We start from the raw sequence: 13897 nt of genomic DNA on the forward strand, positions 1-13897 counted from the left end.
CACCCCCACCGAAGCCCTCGAACGACTACTCTCAACCCCACCAGACAACGGTGTTGCACTGACCGCCTGAAACCGCCCTCGCGAGGGCCCCTCCCGTCACAGGGTGTCCTCCGTTGGCGGGTTGCGGGGTGCGGGTTGCGGGTGCGGCTGCGGGGCGGTCGGCGGCGTCGCGGCGGAGGAGACTGGGCGGGCGCAGGAGCCTTTCTTCGCGCCCGATCTTCCCGTCGCGGGCTCACCCCGCGTGCTCGGCACGGCTCGAGCGCAATCGTCGCGCGCCGTGCGCTCTGACTCGTAGCGACGGCGAACGCCCCGACCCGGATGACCGGATCGGGGCGTTCGATGCGAGCGCGGACTCAGACGCGAGCGGCCTCCGACAGGCGGCGCGCAGCGGCGAGAGCCTGCTCGAGGTCGGCCTTGAGGTCCTCGACGTTCTCGAGGCCCACCGACAGCCGCACGAGACCAGGGGTCACGCCCGCGGTCAACTGCTGCTCGGGCGTGAGCTGCGAGTGCGTCGTGGAGGCCGGGTGGATGACGAGCGAGCGCACGTCTCCGATGTTGGCGAGGTGGCTGAACAGGTCGAGGGAGTTGACGAACTCCCGACCGGCCTGGACGCCGCCCTTCAACTCGAACGACAGCACCGCACCCACGCCCTTGGGGGCGTAGTTGTTGGCGGCGGCGTACCAGGGCGAGGTGGGCAGACCCGAGTAGTTCACGGTGGCGACGTCGGGGTGCGACTCGAGCCACTCCGCGATTTCCTGGGCGTTCTGCACGTGACGCTCGATGCGCAGCGACAGCGTCTCGATGCCCTGGATCAGCTGCCACGCGCTCTGCGGCGCGATCGATGCACCGAGGTCGCGCAGCAACTGCACGCGGGCTTTGATGATGTAGGCGAGCCCGTCGCCCACCGCCTGGGCGTAGACGGCGCCGTGGTACGAGGGGTCGGGGGTGGTGAGGCCCGGGAAACGGTCGGAGTGCTCCGACCACGGGAAGGTGCCGCCGTCGACGATCACGCCGCCGATGACCGTGCCGTGACCGCCGAGGAACTTCGTCGCGGAGTGCACCACGATGTCGGCGCCGTGCTCGAACGGCCGGATGAGGTAGGGCGTGGCGATCGTGTTGTCGACGATCAGCGGCACGCCGGCCTCGTGCGCGACGTCGGCGACGGAGCGGATGTCGAGCACGTTGATCTTGGGGTTGCCGATGGTCTCGGCGAAGAACAGCTTCGTGTTGGGGCGGACCGCGGCACGCCACTCTTCGGGGTCGTCCTGGTTCTCGACGAAGGTCGTCTCGATCCCGAGCTTGGCCAGGGTGTACTTGAAGAGGTTGTACGTGCCGCCGTAGATGGAGCTCGACGAGACGATGTGGTCGCCCGCTTCGGCGATGTTGAGCACAGCGAAGGTCTCGGCCGCCTGACCGCTGGCGACGAGGAGGGCGCCCGTGCCGTTCTCGAGGCCCGCCACGCGCTGCTCGACGACATCCTGCGTCGGGTTCTGGATGCGCGTGTAGATGTTGCCGAACTCGGCCAGCGCGAAGAGGTTCGCGGCGTGATCGGCGTTGTCGAACACGTAGGAGGTCGTCTGGTAGATCGGGGTGGCACGAGCCTTGGTCACCGGGTCGGGCTGTGCGCCCGTGTGGATCTGCTTGGTCTCGAAACGCCAGTTCTCGGATGCCGACATGGCTGCTCCTCAGCTTCGGGAGGCCGGGCGGTCGCCGTGGGCCTGCTGCGAGCGTAGACAGCGCCCCCGACACCGACAACCGTCGCGGACACGGGCCGTAACACCGTCCCGCGCCCGTCCGGCGCCCGGCGCGCACCGGAGCGCCGGCGCATCGGGGCAGCGGCCTCCCGACGTCGGAGGGGCGCAGTAGCGTGGATGCCATGACGCGACGCGCAGTGGTGACCGGGGCCAGTTCGGGTATCGGAGAGGCGACGGCGCGAGCGCTGCGCACGCGCGGGTGGGACGTGGTGGGCGTTGCCCGCCGCGCGGAGCGCCTTGCGGCGATCGAGGCCGAGACGGGGGTCGAGGCGTATGCCGCAGATCTGACCGACGGTGCGGCCGTCGAGGGGCTCGCCGCCTGGCTCGACGAGACCGGCGGTGTCGACGCGCTCGTGCACGTCGCGGGTGGAGCGCGCGGCAGCGACCGCGTCGAGGCCGGCGACCCCGAGGACTGGCGCTGGATGTTCGAGGCGAACGTGCTGTCGGCGCAGCGGCTCGTGGCATCCCTCCTTCCGGCCCTCCGCCGCGCGGCCGACGGCGCGGGGCACGCCGACCTGCTTTTCGTCACCTCGACCGCGGCGCACACGGCCTACCCGGGTGGGGGCGGGTACAACGCGGCCAAGGCGGGAGAGTCGATGCTCGTGCACGCCCTCCGCCAAGAACTGAACGGCGAGCCGTTGCGGGTGATCGAGATCGCGCCGGGCATGGTGCGCACCGAGGAGTTCACCCTCAACCGCCTGGGGGGCGACAGGGATGCCGCCGACAAGCTGTACGAGGGAGTCGAGGCACCGCTCGTCGCCGCCGACGTCGCGGACGTGATCGGCTACGCCCTCGACGCGCCCGGTCACGTGAACCTCGACCTCGTGACCATGCGGCCGGTCGCGCAGTCGGCACAGCACCTGCTCGCGCGGGGGCGGCTGACCACCCGCTGATCCGGCTCCGGGGCGCGGGCACCGTGCGGACCCGGTCCGAGGGCCGATGCTCCGGGGAGCGCAGCCGGCCCCGCGCGGAGACCCGGGGCGGGGCCGAGAGCCGCGGATCAGCGTCGACGTCGAGCGGGGGCGCAGCGGCATCCGGGTGACGCCCTAGGGTGAGAGCAGGCGACGAGAGGATCCGGTGTGACGGACGAGCGCGAACGGTTGAGCTGGGACGATTTCGGAGTCGCCACGCGCGACATCTCGCGCGCGATCGTCGCCGACGGATTTCACCCCGAGGTGGTCGTGGCCATCGCCCGCGGCGGGCTGCTGCCCGGTGGTGCGATCGCCTACGGCCTCGGTGTCAAGAACTGCGGAGCATTGAACGTCGAGTTCTACACGGGCGTAGGAACGGTGCTCGACGCGCCCGAGGTACTGCCGCCGGCGCTCGACCTGTCGTACCTCGAGGGTCGCCGCGTGCTGCTCGTCGACGATGTCGCCGACAGCGGCCGCACGCTCGACCTGGCCGTGAAGCTCCTCGACCAGCACGGTGCCGAGGCGCGCTCCGCGGTGATCTACACCAAACCCACGACGGTGGTCACGCCCGACTACTCGTGGAAGAACACGACCCTCTGGATCGAGTTCCCCTGGTCGCATCAGGGGTCGGTGCGCGAAGAAGACGCGGCGTGACCGCGAAGTCCCTCGCTGGACTCGCGGACGCCGGCCTGATCGACCCCTCGTGGGTCGAGCCCCTGGCCCCGGTCGCCGATGACATCGCCGCGCTCGGCGAGCGTCTGCGTCAGGAGGGTGCGCCGTACCTGCCGGCCGGCGAGCTGGTGCTGCGTGCGTTCCGCACACCCCTGGATGCCGTGCGCGTGCTCATCGTGGGGCAGGACCCGTACCCCACGCCGGGACACCCGATCGGGCTGTCGTTCGCGGTGGACCCGCACGTGCGGCCCCTGCCACGCAGTCTCGCGAACATCTACCGGGAGCTCTCCGACGACCTCGGCATCGCCCCTGCCGCGCACGGTGACCTGTCCGCGTGGGCGGCGCAGGGCGTCATGCTGCTGAACAGAGTGCTGACGGTGGCGCCGGGAGCGCCGGCATCCCATCGCGGCTGGGGATGGGAGCGCGTGACCGAGCACGCCATCCGCTGCCTCGTCGCGCGTGACGCACCCCTGGTCGCGGTGCTCTGGGGGAAGGACGCCCAGAACCTCACCCCCCTCCTGGGCGACACGGCCATCATCTCCTCACCGCACCCCTCGCCCCTGTCGGCGAGCCGGGGCTTCTTCGGCTCGAAGCCGTTCTCACGCGTCAACGCTCTGCTCGAGGAGCGCGGTGCGGATGCCGTGGATTGGCGTCTCCCGGCCTGACCCGCGTCCTGCGGCCTGGTCTCGCGCCTTCCGGTGTGACCCCGCGCCCTGCGGCGAGACGGTCGAGCGGCCTGACCCGCGTCTTGCGGCCTGGTCCCGCGCCTGCCGGCGTGACCTCGCGTCTCGCGGCGAGACGGTCTCCCGGCCTGACCCGCGTCTTGCGGCCTGGTCCCGCGTCTTCCGGCCGTGGCTCGCGCTCGGGGACACACGGCGGAAACCGCGGCGCCCGTAGAGTGGCGACGTGCTGGAAGAGGAGTATGAGAAGACCCGTCGGCGCCTGCCCGCGCATCTGCGCCGCGCACCCGAGCCGGAGCGGCCGTTCGCGTACGAGATCCGGCCGGCGACCGAGGCGGACATCCCCGACATCCGGGAGATCTACAACTACTACGTCCGCAATTCGGTCGTGACCTTCGACGAGAAGGCGTGGACGCTCGTCAAGTGGCGTGACAAATTCGCCACCCTCCACAAGCTGAAGCTGCCGTTCCTGGTGGCGCAGTCGCCCAGTGGGCAGATCCTCGGCTATGCCCTGGTGCAGCCGTGGCAGTCGAAGTCGGCGTACCGCTACACCGTCGAGAATTCGATCTACCTCGGTCAGGCCGCAGCAGGGAAGGGTCTCGGCCGCGCCCTGCTCGAGGCGCTCATCGACGCGTGCCAAGACCTGGGGATCCGCGAGATGGTCGCCGCCATCAGCGACAAAGGCGCCGATGCGTCGATCGCCCTGCACGAGAAGCTCGGCTTCACGGAGGTCGGCCGCATGGGTCGTGTGGGGTTCAAGTTCGGGCGGTGGCTGGGCGTGGTCTACCTGCAGAAGAGCATCCCGTCGAAGAAGAAGCGACGAAAGCTGTTCGGCTGAGCAGGCGCCCCGGTTCGGCTGGTCAGCGTGCGGTGGGACGCGGCTGATGTGCGTGACGCACCTCGTCGACGAGCGTGCGCCACGGCCCCTCGATCTGCCCGTCACCCAGTCGCGCCTGATGTACGGGCGAGCCGCCGTCGTGCACCTCGATACGCCACTGGTATCGGTCGGCTCCCGCGGTCGGCGGGGCCTCCGCATCCCAGGGACAGCTCTCGACGAGCTCGCGCCAGTGCGGGGTGCGCTCCGCGTCGGGCTCGGCCCGCCACTGCTTCGACAGTCCGGCGATCCCTCCCGAACGCACGACGACGATAGCGAGACGTCCGGCGCTGTCGGCCTCAGGCTGCGGCATCCTCCACGACGCCGACCCCGGCCCATGCGGCGCGGACGGCGGCGACCTCCTCCGACTCCTCACCGTACTCCGCACCCGCCGCCGCAAGGGTAGCGGCCGCGAAGGCGACGAAATCGGCGGTGGGTGAAAGCGTGCCCGCCGTGAGGGTGCGGTACCAGATCAGGCCGGCGCGTTCCCAGGCGAACCCGCCCAGGGCGGTCGCGGCGAGGAAGAACGCCCGATTCGGGATGCCCGAATTGATGTGCACGCCGCCGTTGTCGTCGTCGGTCTCGACGTAGTCGCGCATGTGCCCCGGTTGAGGGTCTTTGCCGAGAACGTCGTCGTCGTAGGCCGTGCCGGGCGCCTTCATCGACCTCAGGGCCTCGCCTTGCACGTCGGGGGCGAAGATGCCGGCCCCGATGAGCCACGTGGCCTCGTCGGCCTTCTGGCCGAGGTGATGCTGTTCGGCGAGCGCGCCGAAGACGTCCGACAGCGACTCGTTGAGAGCACCGGACTGCCCCTGGTACTCCAGGCCGCCGGCTGCCTCGGTCACCCCGTGGCCCAGTTCGTGGGCGATGACGCTCAGGGAACGCGTGAAGCCGACGAACACCTCGCCGTCACCATCGCCGAAGACCATGCGCTCACCGTTCCAGAACGCGTTGTCGTAATCGTCGCCGAAGTGGACCGTGGCGAGCAGGGACCCGCCGGCGGCGTCGATGCCGTCGCGCGCGAAGGCGTCCCAGAAGAAGTCGTAGGTCGCGCCGAGGCCGTCGTAGGCCTCGTCGACGGCGGTGTCGCCGCTGGGGTCGTCGTCTTCGCTGCGTACCCGCCGCCCCGGCAGGTTCTCGGTGTTGCCGGCGTCGGAGATGATGCGGTCGGGGGCGGGCACGGCCTCGGCGACGAGCGCGTCGCCGTCGATCGACAGCCGCAGTCGCGTGCGCGTGGGCCGCGGAGGGCGCGGCACGGCCAGGGTCTTCCGGGCGGCAGCGGCGGCGCGTGCGAGGCGCGGGTCGTCGGTCTGGGCGAGGCGGTCGAGCAGGAAGGGGGGAACGATGCCGGCGATCATGCGCCCGAGGCTAGCGCGCACCTCCGACATCGCGGCATCCCTTGATCTCGTCCTGGGGGTGGATTCCCACCCGCGCGGACGGGGGAGGAGCTGTCGGTCAGCCCGGCAAGGTCGGAATGGATGCCAACAGCTGCCGCGTGTATGCGGCCTGCGGTTGCAGCAGGACCTTCTCGGTGGGGCCCTGCTCGACGACGCGTCCGTCCTTCATCACGACGACCTGGTCGCACACGTTCTGCACCACGCCGATGTCGTGTGACACCAGCACGAGGGTCAGGTCCTCCTCGGCGCGCAGACGGGCCAGCAGACGAAGGATCTGCGCTCGGACCGTCACGTCGAGGGCCGACAGGGGCTCGTCGCCGACGAGGACGCGCGGTCGATGCACGATGGCGCGCGCCAAGGCGATGCGTTGGCGCTGTCCGCCCGAGAACTCGTGGGGAAAGCGCGTCGCCATGTCCGCCTCGAGTCCGACCTGCTCGAGGACCTCGCGCACGCGCGCACGGCGATCGCCGTCGACGCTCAGGGCCCACAACGGTTCGCCGACGATGCGCCCGACGCTCATGCGCGGGTCGAGCGAGGAGTACGGGTCTTGGAAGACGACGCCCGTCGTGCGCCGGAGCCAGTGCAGCGAACGTGCCGAACCGCGGGCGAGCACCGCGCGGCCGTCCACCTCGACCGCGCCCGCGGTCGGGACATCGAGTCCCAGCAGCAGCCGCACGAGCGTCGACTTGCCCGAACCCGACTCGCCGATGATGCCCACAGCGGAGCCGGCCAGCACCGAGAGGTCGACGTCGGCGAGGCCCGGCGTGCGTTCGGCGCGCCGGAATCCCCGTCTCCGGGGCGCGGGATAGTCACGGGAAAGCCCGCGTGCCCGGATGAGCGTCTCGGTCATGGCAGGTGCTCTCCGGTCGGGGTGTCGTCCCCACCGACGTCGGGGGCCGTCTCGGCGCCGGCGGAGGACGTCCCGCGCGTCGGCCCGGTGGACGCGGGGCCGGGGGAGGTCGAACCCGGCTCCGCGGCGCCCCGGATCGGCCCCGGCGAGCGCTCGGGATGCCAGAGCGTCGCCGTCGCGTCGCGGAGCAGCGCTGTGGTGACCGACGACGACGGAGCGCGCAGCAGCTCCGCGACCTCGCCCTGCTCGACGACGCGGCCGTGTTCGAGAACGACGGCGTGGGTGGCCACCTGCGCCAGCACCGCGAGGTCGTGGGTGATGAAGACGAGCGACATGCCGGCATCCTGAACGAGAGCGCGGAGGAGGGCGAGGACGCCGGCCTGGATGGTCACATCGAGCGCGGTGGTCGGCTCGTCGGCGATGAGCAGGCGAGGGCGGCAGGCCAGGGCCATGGCGATCGCCACGCGCTGGCGTTGACCGCCGGAGAGCTGGTGGGGGTAGCGCGAGACGATGCGCTCGGGGTCGGGGAGTGCGACGCGCTCCGCTTCGATCACCGCGCGCCGCAGGGCCTCGCGGCGCGAGACACGTTCGTGGATCCTCACGGACTCGCCGATCTGCCGGCCGACGGTGCGGATGGGATTCAGGGCGGTGCGCGGCTCCTGGAAGACCATGCCGATGTCGTCGCCGCGGAGGGCGGCCACCTCACGATCGGGGAGGCCGAGGATCTCGCGTCCGTTCCACCGGATGCTGCCCGTCGCCCGCGCGCCGTCGGGCAGGAGCCCGAGAATGGCGAGGGCGGTGAGCGATTTGCCCGAACCCGACTCGCCGATGAGGCCCACCCGCGCGCCATCGGGAACCGCGAACGAGATGCCGTCGACGACCGCGCGGGCGCCGATCTCGATGCGGAGGTCGGAGATCTCGAGGCTCATGCGACCACCCCCGGCACGTGCGTGCGGGCGGAGGGGGCGCGCTCGGAGAGCGTCGGGTCGGCGGCTTCGCGAAGGGCGTCGCCCAGGAGGTTGAGTCCCAGCACCGTGAGCGTGATGGCCAGGCCGGGCCACACCACCGTCAGGGGGTGCACCGCGATGTACGCCTGCAGATCGCTCAGCAGCACACCCCACGAGGGCTGGGTCACCGGGGCGCCGAAGCCCAGGTATGACAGGCCGGCCTCGGCGAGCACCGCCACGGCCATGCCCCACGACAGCTGGACGATGAACACCGGGGCGACATTGGGGAGGAGGTGTCGAGTGAGGTTCTGCCACGTTGTCAGACCGCTGGCACGCCCGGCGAGGACGTAGTCGCTCTGCAGGACGCGGCGCAGTTCCGGTCGTGTGACCCGGGCGACGTTGACGCCGAATCCGATGCCCACCGCCCAGATCACCACGGCGAGCGAGCCGCCCCACACCGCCGAGATCATCATCGCGATGATGAGCACCGGAAAGGCGATCAGGATGTCCACGAGCACCGCGACGCTCTCGCGGATCCAGCGCGCCGTGAGCGAGCCGAGAGCGGCGAGGGCGATTCCCAGCACCGAGGCCACGACTCCGGCGCCGACGGCGACGATGACGGTGGTGCGCGCGCCGGCCATGAGCAGGCTCGCGATGTCGCGGCCGCTGTTGTCGGTACCCAGCACGTGCGGCCACGAGGGCTCGCTCCAGCGCGCCCGGGCGTCGACGGCCGCGGGGTCGAAGGGGGTCCAGATCAGCGACACCAGCGCCGTCGCGAGCACGAGGACGACGATCAGGATGCCGAACCGGCCAGTGCCCAGACGCCACAGGCGTTTCATCGTGGTCATGCGGCCTCCCGCTGCCGGGGATCGACGAGACGGTGCACCAGATCGACGAGGAAGCCCACGATCAGGACGAATCCGGTCAGCGCGAGCAGCTCGCCCTGCACCTTCGGCAGATCGCGGGAGGCGACGTCTCCCACGAGCATGCGGCCGATCCCGGGCAGGGTGAAGAGCTGCTCGATGACGACTGCTCCCACGATGACCCCGGCGATCTGGAGCCCCAACACGGTGATGACCGAGAGGCCGACGTTGGGCAGGCCGTGGCTGAGGAGAGCCCTCGTCCGGGTGAGGCCCTTGGCGGCGGCCGTGCGCACGTAGTCCTGGCCGATGGCCTGCAGCGTCGCGCTGCGCACGAAGCGCAGCAGCATGGCGCCCTCGACCACGCCGATGGTCAGCGCGGGCAGGACGAGCGCCCGGAAGGCCGCCGCGGGGTCGTTCCATCCGGCCCGGGGGAATCCCTGGGGCGGAAGCCAGCCGAGCCACACCGAGAACACCACCACCAGCATGAGCCCGGCCCAGACAACCGGGACGGCCGCGAGAGCCTGGGCGACGACGCTCAGGGCGGTGCCTGCGGCGCGTCGCCGCCCCAACGCCGACAGCACCCCGAACGGGATGCCGACCAGCAGTGCGACCGTCAGCGACATCGCCGCCAGCGGAACGGTGACACGGGCCTTGTCGGCGAGTTCTGCCGCGACCGAGGTTCCGGTGACGAGGGAGGTGCCGAGGTCGCCGCGCAACAACCCGCCGATCCAGTCGGTGTACTGCGAGTACAGGGGCACGTCGAGGCCGAGGCTCGCGCGCACGGCCGCGATCTGCTCGGGGGTCGCTTCCGCACCCGCGATGAGGTGCGCCACATCGCCCGGGAGGACCCGCAGCGACAGGAAGATCAGCACGCTGGCCACGGCCAGGCCCAGAACGAGCAGGCCCAGCCGTGTCAGCGCGTAGCGGATCACTCCGACGAGACCGTCACACCGGACAGCGGGAGGCGCACGTTGAGGGAGTTCTTCGGGAAGTTCGCGACGTTCGTGCCCACGGCGGTCAGCGGCGTCGACAGGAACAGCCAGTCGGCGGCATCCTCATCGCCCACGATGCGCGCAGCCTCCGCCAGCAGATCGGACGACTGCTGCTCGTCGGTCGTGGCCAGCGCCTGCGTATACAGACTCTGCACCTCGGCGTTGTCGTAGCCGAAGTAGTACGACGGGTTCGCCCAGTTGCCGAAGTCGCGGGCTTCGACGTGACGCACGAAGCTGAGGTCGTAGTCCTTGTTCGTGTAGACGTCCTGCAGCCACGCGGTGAAGTCGACCTGCTCGACCTGCAGCGTCACTCCGACATCGGCGAACGACGACACCAGGAAGGTGGCGATCGTGCCCGGGTAGACGTTGGGGATCGTCAGGGTCAGGTTCAGGTTCTGCGCACCGGCCTCGGCGAGCAGCTCGCGCGCCCGACCGGGGTCGAAGCCGAGGGAGCCCGAGAGGTCCTCGTAGCCGGGGTCGAGCGGCGGGATGGGGCCGTACAGGGTATCGCCGTAGCCGAGGGTCTCGACGAGTGCGTCGTGGTCGATCGCCAGGCGCAGGGCCTCGCGCACGCGCTGGTCGTTCAGGGGTGCCCGCTGGTTGTTGAACGCCAGCGTGCCCTTGTCGGTGGTCAGACCCGACTCGATGGTGAAGGTGCCGGTCCCCTCGAGCTGGCTCCGCAGCTCGGGGTCGATCTCGAGAGCGACATCGACGTCGCCGTTGACGGCGGCATTGATGGCGGCGCTGCCGTCGGGGATGTAGTCGAGCACGACCTCGGCGACGCCGGCCTTTTCTCCCCAGTAACCGTCGTAGCGCGAGAGCGTGAGGCTCTGACCGGTGTTCCAGCTGGCGACCGAGAACGGACCTGTGCCGTTCGCGGCGGTCTGGAGATTCGTGGTGTCGCCGCTGTTGAAGATGAGGCCGACGCGACCGGTGAGGGCGAAAAGGAAATCGATGTTCGGCTGCGCGAGCGTCACGACCACCGTCGAGGCGTCGGGAGAGGCGATCGAGGTCACCCCGGCGAGATCGGCGCTGTCGGCGATGGTCGCGTCGTCCTTGGCGGTCTGCAGCGAGTCGATGACGTCGTCGGCCGTGAGCTCGCTACCGTCCTGGAAGGTCACCCCCTGACGCAGGGTGAAGGTGTACGTGAGACCGTCGGCCGAGACGTTCCACTCCGTGGCGAGGGCGGGGACGATGGCGTTGTCGTCGTCGGCGTCGCGGGTCACGAGGCCCTGGTAGACATTGTCGACGAGAGCCTGCTCGAGCGCGGCGCCGCCGGTGCGGCGGATGTCGAGGTTCGACGGCTCGAGCGACAGACGCACGGTGAGGGTGGCATCCGGGTCCGTGTCGCCCGTCGGGGTCGTGGCGGTGTTCGAGCCGGTGCAGGAGGTGAGCAGCAGGGCTCCGACGAGAAGCGCACTCGTGGCGAGGGTGGTGCGGCGCAGCATTGCGGGATTGTCCTTTCGCAGGCCGAAGGCATCCGGGTGTGCTGTGGATGCCGTGCAGGGGTGGGAACAGCCTACTTTCACCCGTATTCCCTCCCCGCCGTGTGTGACTGCGAGCGACGTCGCATGACGCCGTGCCGGTCAGTCCACGGCGTCCGTCTCGCCGGTCGGCAGCACCTCGCGCAGCAGAGCGGCGAGCGCAGCGGGATCTTCCTCCTGCGCGTTGTGCCCCGTGGGAAGCGTGAGCACACGGGCACCGGGTGCGCGGTCGACGAGCTCCGCGGCATCCCTCGAGGTGACGAAGCCCCGTTCACCGCGAACCAGCGTGATCGGGTGCGTGACCCCCGCGAGGTCGTCCCACCACGTGGCGGCGAGCACCGCACGCACGGCGTCAGGGGTGATCGGGTCGGTGCCCGCGTTCGCCGCGGCCGCGGCGAGGTGGGCGAAGTGGTGCTTCCACTCCACCCGTCCGTCGCTTCGCACGCGCGAGTTGAGGAACACGCCCCGGGTAGCGGCGTCCCGGGAGCCGCCGAGGCCGAACGCGAGCGCGCGGTCGACGAGCTCGTCGCGCGACGCCCAGTCCGTCGGCCCGGCGAAGAAGGCGCGGATCTGCGCGGGACCGGCACTCGGGTCGACGCCCGGGGTGATGTCGACGATGACGAGCTCCGAGACGAGGTCGGGTCGGGATGCTGCGACAGCGGTCGCCGTGAGACCCCCGAGCGAGTGACCGACGAGTATCTGCGGCCCGTCGGTCCATGCCTCGACGGCGGTGACGACGTCGGGGGCGAGCGTGCGCGCGACGTAGGCGGCGTCGTCGCGCCACGAGGAATCCCCGTGGCCGGGGAGGTCGAGTGCCAGAGTCGGCACGTCGAGGTGCAGCACGGTCGTGTCCCACGTGTGCGCGTTCAATCCGGCACCGTGCAGGAGGGTCACGCGCGGCGGTGCGTCGCCCCATCGCAGACCGCTCAGCGAGCGGCCGTCGGGAAGGGTGAGTCGCACGCGCTCCACCGCGGGGACGGGGCGGCCGAGGGACGCGGCCTGATCGGGCAGGAACGAGAACTCATCGAACTCGGGCATGGACTCAGCCTGTCACCGCGGCCGACGACGTCGCCACCGCCGTGCCGCACGGCGTCACGTGCCGTCCGTTCCCACGCCGGGCGCGCACGACGGCCGTAGGCTGTCGCCATGGGCGAGGAGAAGCGCGTGCATCTGTCGCGGAAGGCACCTGAGGCGTATGCAGCACTGCGTTCCTTCTCGACCACGGTTGGCCGGCTCGCGGCCGAGGCCGGTGTCGACGCGCGCCTGCGCGAGATCGTGCAGATCCACGCATCCCAGCTGAACGGCTGCGCCTTCTGCGTGCGCGTGCACGTCGATGCGGCCGTCAAAGCCGGGCTCGACGCCGACGTCATCGCCCAGATCGCCACGTGGCGCGATTCCGGGGTCTTCGACGAACGGGAGCGCGCAGCGCTCGAGCTCACCGAGTCCTTCACCTTCATCCACGAGGACGGCGTTCCCGGCGACGTCTACGACCAGGCCGGCGGCATCTTGAGCGAAGACGAATACGTCGCTCTCAGCTGGGTGCTCGTGGCCATCAACGCCTTCAACCGTGTGGCCATCGCCGGCCGCTACCCGGTGCCGCCGCGCACCGCGTCGACCGCCCTCGACGGCGTGGATGCCGTCGCGCCGGGGCCGCACGACCACGGCGGGCACGACGCATGACGACCTCACTCGTCTCGGGCGCGACGAACTTCCGCGACGTCGGCGGCCTGCCTGCCGGCGCCGGACGCACGCGTGAGGGAGTGCTGTATCGCTCGGGCAACCTCGTTGCCGTCGACGACGCGGGGGTCCACACGCTCCGCCGACTCGGCATCCGGCGCGTGATCGACCTGCGCGACGAGACCGAGGTGGCACACGCGCCGAGCCGACTCGACGACCTCCCGGTCGACGTGCGGCACGAGCCGCTCTTCCTCGGCTCCGTTGCCTCCTTCTTCACGCAGGACCTCAGCCTCGAGGCGCTGTACGCCGCGATCGTCGACGATTCGGCCGATCGTGTGGTGGCGGTGGTGCGCGGCATCCTCGGTGCCCAGCCCGTGCTGGTGCATTGCACCGTCGGCAAGGACCGCACGGGTGTCACCGTCGCCATCGCGCTCGCCGCCGCAGGGGTCGAGCGCGAGGCCGTCATCGCCGACTACGCCCGCACCGAAGGGATGCTGCCGGCCGAACGCAACGCCGCCGTGCTGCGGGCGATCCGAACGCTGCACCCCGATGCGGTGCACGCCGAAGCCCTGGCGACGCGGTCTCCGGCGCCCGTCATGCGTGCGTTGCTCGACCGCCTCGATCGCGAGCATGGCTCGCCGCTCGGATACCTCCGCGCGCACGGGCTGACCGAGGACGAGGCGGCGCGTCTGCGCGAGGTGCTGATCGAGTGATGCGCTCGCGTGGGCGGCGTCCCGCGCGACGCGGGCCGGCCACTTCGACGTCGAGATACAGGGTGTCGACTCAGGTTAGGCAA

The 13897-nt window shown here is 70.8% G+C and carries 15 protein-coding genes; 6 read left to right on the plus strand and 9 right to left on the minus strand.

The annotated features are described in order from the left end of the window. Positions 1–353: 353 nt before the first annotated feature. A complete protein-coding gene (locus tag MT347_RS16655) occupies positions 354–1676 on the minus strand; it encodes a bifunctional o-acetylhomoserine/o-acetylserine sulfhydrylase (protein ID WP_243502506.1) in 1323 nt (440 codons plus the stop codon). 200 nt (positions 1677–1876) lie between these two features. Between MT347_RS16655 and MT347_RS16660 the strand changes: the two genes are divergently transcribed. The 4 genes from MT347_RS16660 (at position 1877) to MT347_RS16675 (ending at position 4855) form a co-directional block, all read left to right on the plus strand. Continuing rightward, the gene (locus tag MT347_RS16660; protein WP_243502507.1) at positions 1877–2647 is read left to right on the plus strand and encodes an SDR family oxidoreductase; all 771 of its coding nucleotides are present in this window, start codon (positions 1877–1879) and stop codon (positions 2645–2647) included. Positions 2648–2833: 186 nt separating this feature from the next. Then, complete coding sequence (locus tag MT347_RS16665) at positions 2834–3319, plus strand: phosphoribosyltransferase (protein WP_243502508.1); 486 nt, start codon at positions 2834–2836, stop codon at positions 3317–3319. Continuing rightward, positions 3316–4002, plus strand: coding sequence for a uracil-DNA glycosylase (locus MT347_RS16670; protein ID WP_243502509.1), 687 nt, complete (start codon positions 3316–3318; stop codon positions 4000–4002). The genes MT347_RS16665 and MT347_RS16670 overlap by 4 nt, the downstream gene beginning before the upstream one ends. A 241-nt stretch (positions 4003–4243) precedes the next feature. After that, complete coding sequence (locus MT347_RS16675; protein WP_243502510.1) at positions 4244–4855, plus strand: GNAT family N-acetyltransferase; 612 nt, start codon at positions 4244–4246, stop codon at positions 4853–4855. A gap of 22 nt (positions 4856–4877) precedes the next feature. Here the strand turns inward: MT347_RS16675 and MT347_RS16680 are convergent, their stop codons facing one another. From MT347_RS16680 to MT347_RS16715, 8 genes are all read right to left on the minus strand, one after another. Beyond that, positions 4878–5204 carry a protealysin inhibitor emfourin gene (locus MT347_RS16680; protein ID WP_243502511.1) on the minus strand — a complete coding sequence of 109 codons (327 nt, stop codon included), beginning with the start codon at positions 5202–5204 and terminating at the stop codon, positions 4878–4880. Next, positions 5191–6249 carry a M4 family metallopeptidase gene (locus tag MT347_RS16685; protein WP_243502512.1) on the minus strand — a complete coding sequence of 353 codons (1059 nt, stop codon included), beginning with the start codon at positions 6247–6249 and terminating at the stop codon, positions 5191–5193. Before MT347_RS16685 ends, MT347_RS16680 begins: the two co-directional genes overlap by 14 nt. 97 nt (positions 6250–6346) lie before the next feature. After that, positions 6347–7138 (minus strand): ABC transporter ATP-binding protein, encoded by a 792-nt coding sequence (locus tag MT347_RS16690; protein WP_243502513.1) that lies wholly within the window; start codon positions 7136–7138, stop codon positions 6347–6349. Further along, positions 7135–8067 (minus strand): ABC transporter ATP-binding protein, encoded by a 933-nt coding sequence (locus MT347_RS16695; RefSeq protein WP_243502514.1) that lies wholly within the window; start codon positions 8065–8067, stop codon positions 7135–7137. The genes MT347_RS16690 and MT347_RS16695 overlap by 4 nt, the downstream gene beginning before the upstream one ends. Further along, a complete protein-coding gene (locus tag MT347_RS16700) occupies positions 8064–8933 on the minus strand; it encodes an ABC transporter permease (protein WP_243502515.1) in 870 nt (289 codons plus the stop codon). Before MT347_RS16700 ends, MT347_RS16695 begins: the two co-directional genes overlap by 4 nt. Continuing rightward, complete coding sequence (locus MT347_RS16705) at positions 8930–9880, minus strand: ABC transporter permease (RefSeq protein ID WP_243502516.1); 951 nt, start codon at positions 9878–9880, stop codon at positions 8930–8932. The genes MT347_RS16700 and MT347_RS16705 overlap by 4 nt, the downstream gene beginning before the upstream one ends. Next, a complete protein-coding gene (locus MT347_RS16710) occupies positions 9877–11388 on the minus strand; it encodes an ABC transporter substrate-binding protein (RefSeq protein ID WP_243502517.1) in 1512 nt (503 codons plus the stop codon). The genes MT347_RS16705 and MT347_RS16710 overlap by 4 nt, the downstream gene beginning before the upstream one ends. A gap of 138 nt (positions 11389–11526) precedes the next feature. Further along, the gene (locus tag MT347_RS16715; protein WP_243502518.1) at positions 11527–12462 is read right to left on the minus strand and encodes an alpha/beta fold hydrolase; all 936 of its coding nucleotides are present in this window, start codon (positions 12460–12462) and stop codon (positions 11527–11529) included. 108 nt (positions 12463–12570) lie between these two features. On the opposite strand from MT347_RS16715, the gene MT347_RS16720 reads away from it, so the two are divergent. Further along, the gene (locus tag MT347_RS16720) at positions 12571–13104 is read left to right on the plus strand and encodes a carboxymuconolactone decarboxylase family protein (RefSeq protein WP_243502519.1); all 534 of its coding nucleotides are present in this window, start codon (positions 12571–12573) and stop codon (positions 13102–13104) included. Continuing rightward, a complete protein-coding gene (locus MT347_RS16725; RefSeq protein ID WP_243502520.1) occupies positions 13101–13814 on the plus strand; it encodes a tyrosine-protein phosphatase in 714 nt (237 codons plus the stop codon). Before MT347_RS16720 ends, MT347_RS16725 begins: the two co-directional genes overlap by 4 nt. Positions 13815–13897 lie beyond the last annotated feature (83 nt).

The organism is Microbacterium sp. VKM Ac-2923, assembly GCF_022815605.1.
Classification (GTDB): domain Bacteria; phylum Actinomycetota; class Actinomycetes; order Actinomycetales; family Microbacteriaceae; genus Microbacterium.

Coding starts and splice junctions, on each gene's coding strand:
- MT347_RS16655 (WP_243502506.1), bottom strand. CDS start 1,676: ATGTCGGCATCCGAGAACTGGCGTTTCGAGACCAAGCAGATCCACACG.
- MT347_RS16660 (WP_243502507.1), top strand. CDS start 1,877: ATGACGCGACGCGCAGTGGTGACCGGGGCCAGTTCGGGTATCGGAGAG.
- MT347_RS16680 (WP_243502511.1), bottom strand. CDS start 5,204: ATGCCGCAGCCTGAGGCCGACAGCGCCGGACGTCTCGCTATCGTCGTC.
- MT347_RS16685 (WP_243502512.1), bottom strand. CDS start 6,249: ATGATCGCCGGCATCGTTCCCCCCTTCCTGCTCGACCGCCTCGCCCAG.
- MT347_RS16690 (WP_243502513.1), bottom strand. CDS start 7,138: ATGACCGAGACGCTCATCCGGGCACGCGGGCTTTCCCGTGACTATCCC.
- MT347_RS16695 (WP_243502514.1), bottom strand. CDS start 8,067: ATGAGCCTCGAGATCTCCGACCTCCGCATCGAGATCGGCGCCCGCGCG.
- MT347_RS16700 (WP_243502515.1), bottom strand. CDS start 8,933: ATGACCACGATGAAACGCCTGTGGCGTCTGGGCACTGGCCGGTTCGGC.
- MT347_RS16710 (WP_243502517.1), bottom strand. CDS start 11,388: ATGCTGCGCCGCACCACCCTCGCCACGAGTGCGCTTCTCGTCGGAGCC.
- MT347_RS16715 (WP_243502518.1), bottom strand. CDS start 12,462: ATGCCCGAGTTCGATGAGTTCTCGTTCCTGCCCGATCAGGCCGCGTCC.
- MT347_RS16720 (WP_243502519.1), top strand. CDS start 12,571: ATGGGCGAGGAGAAGCGCGTGCATCTGTCGCGGAAGGCACCTGAGGCG.
- MT347_RS16725 (WP_243502520.1), top strand. CDS start 13,101: ATGACGACCTCACTCGTCTCGGGCGCGACGAACTTCCGCGACGTCGGC.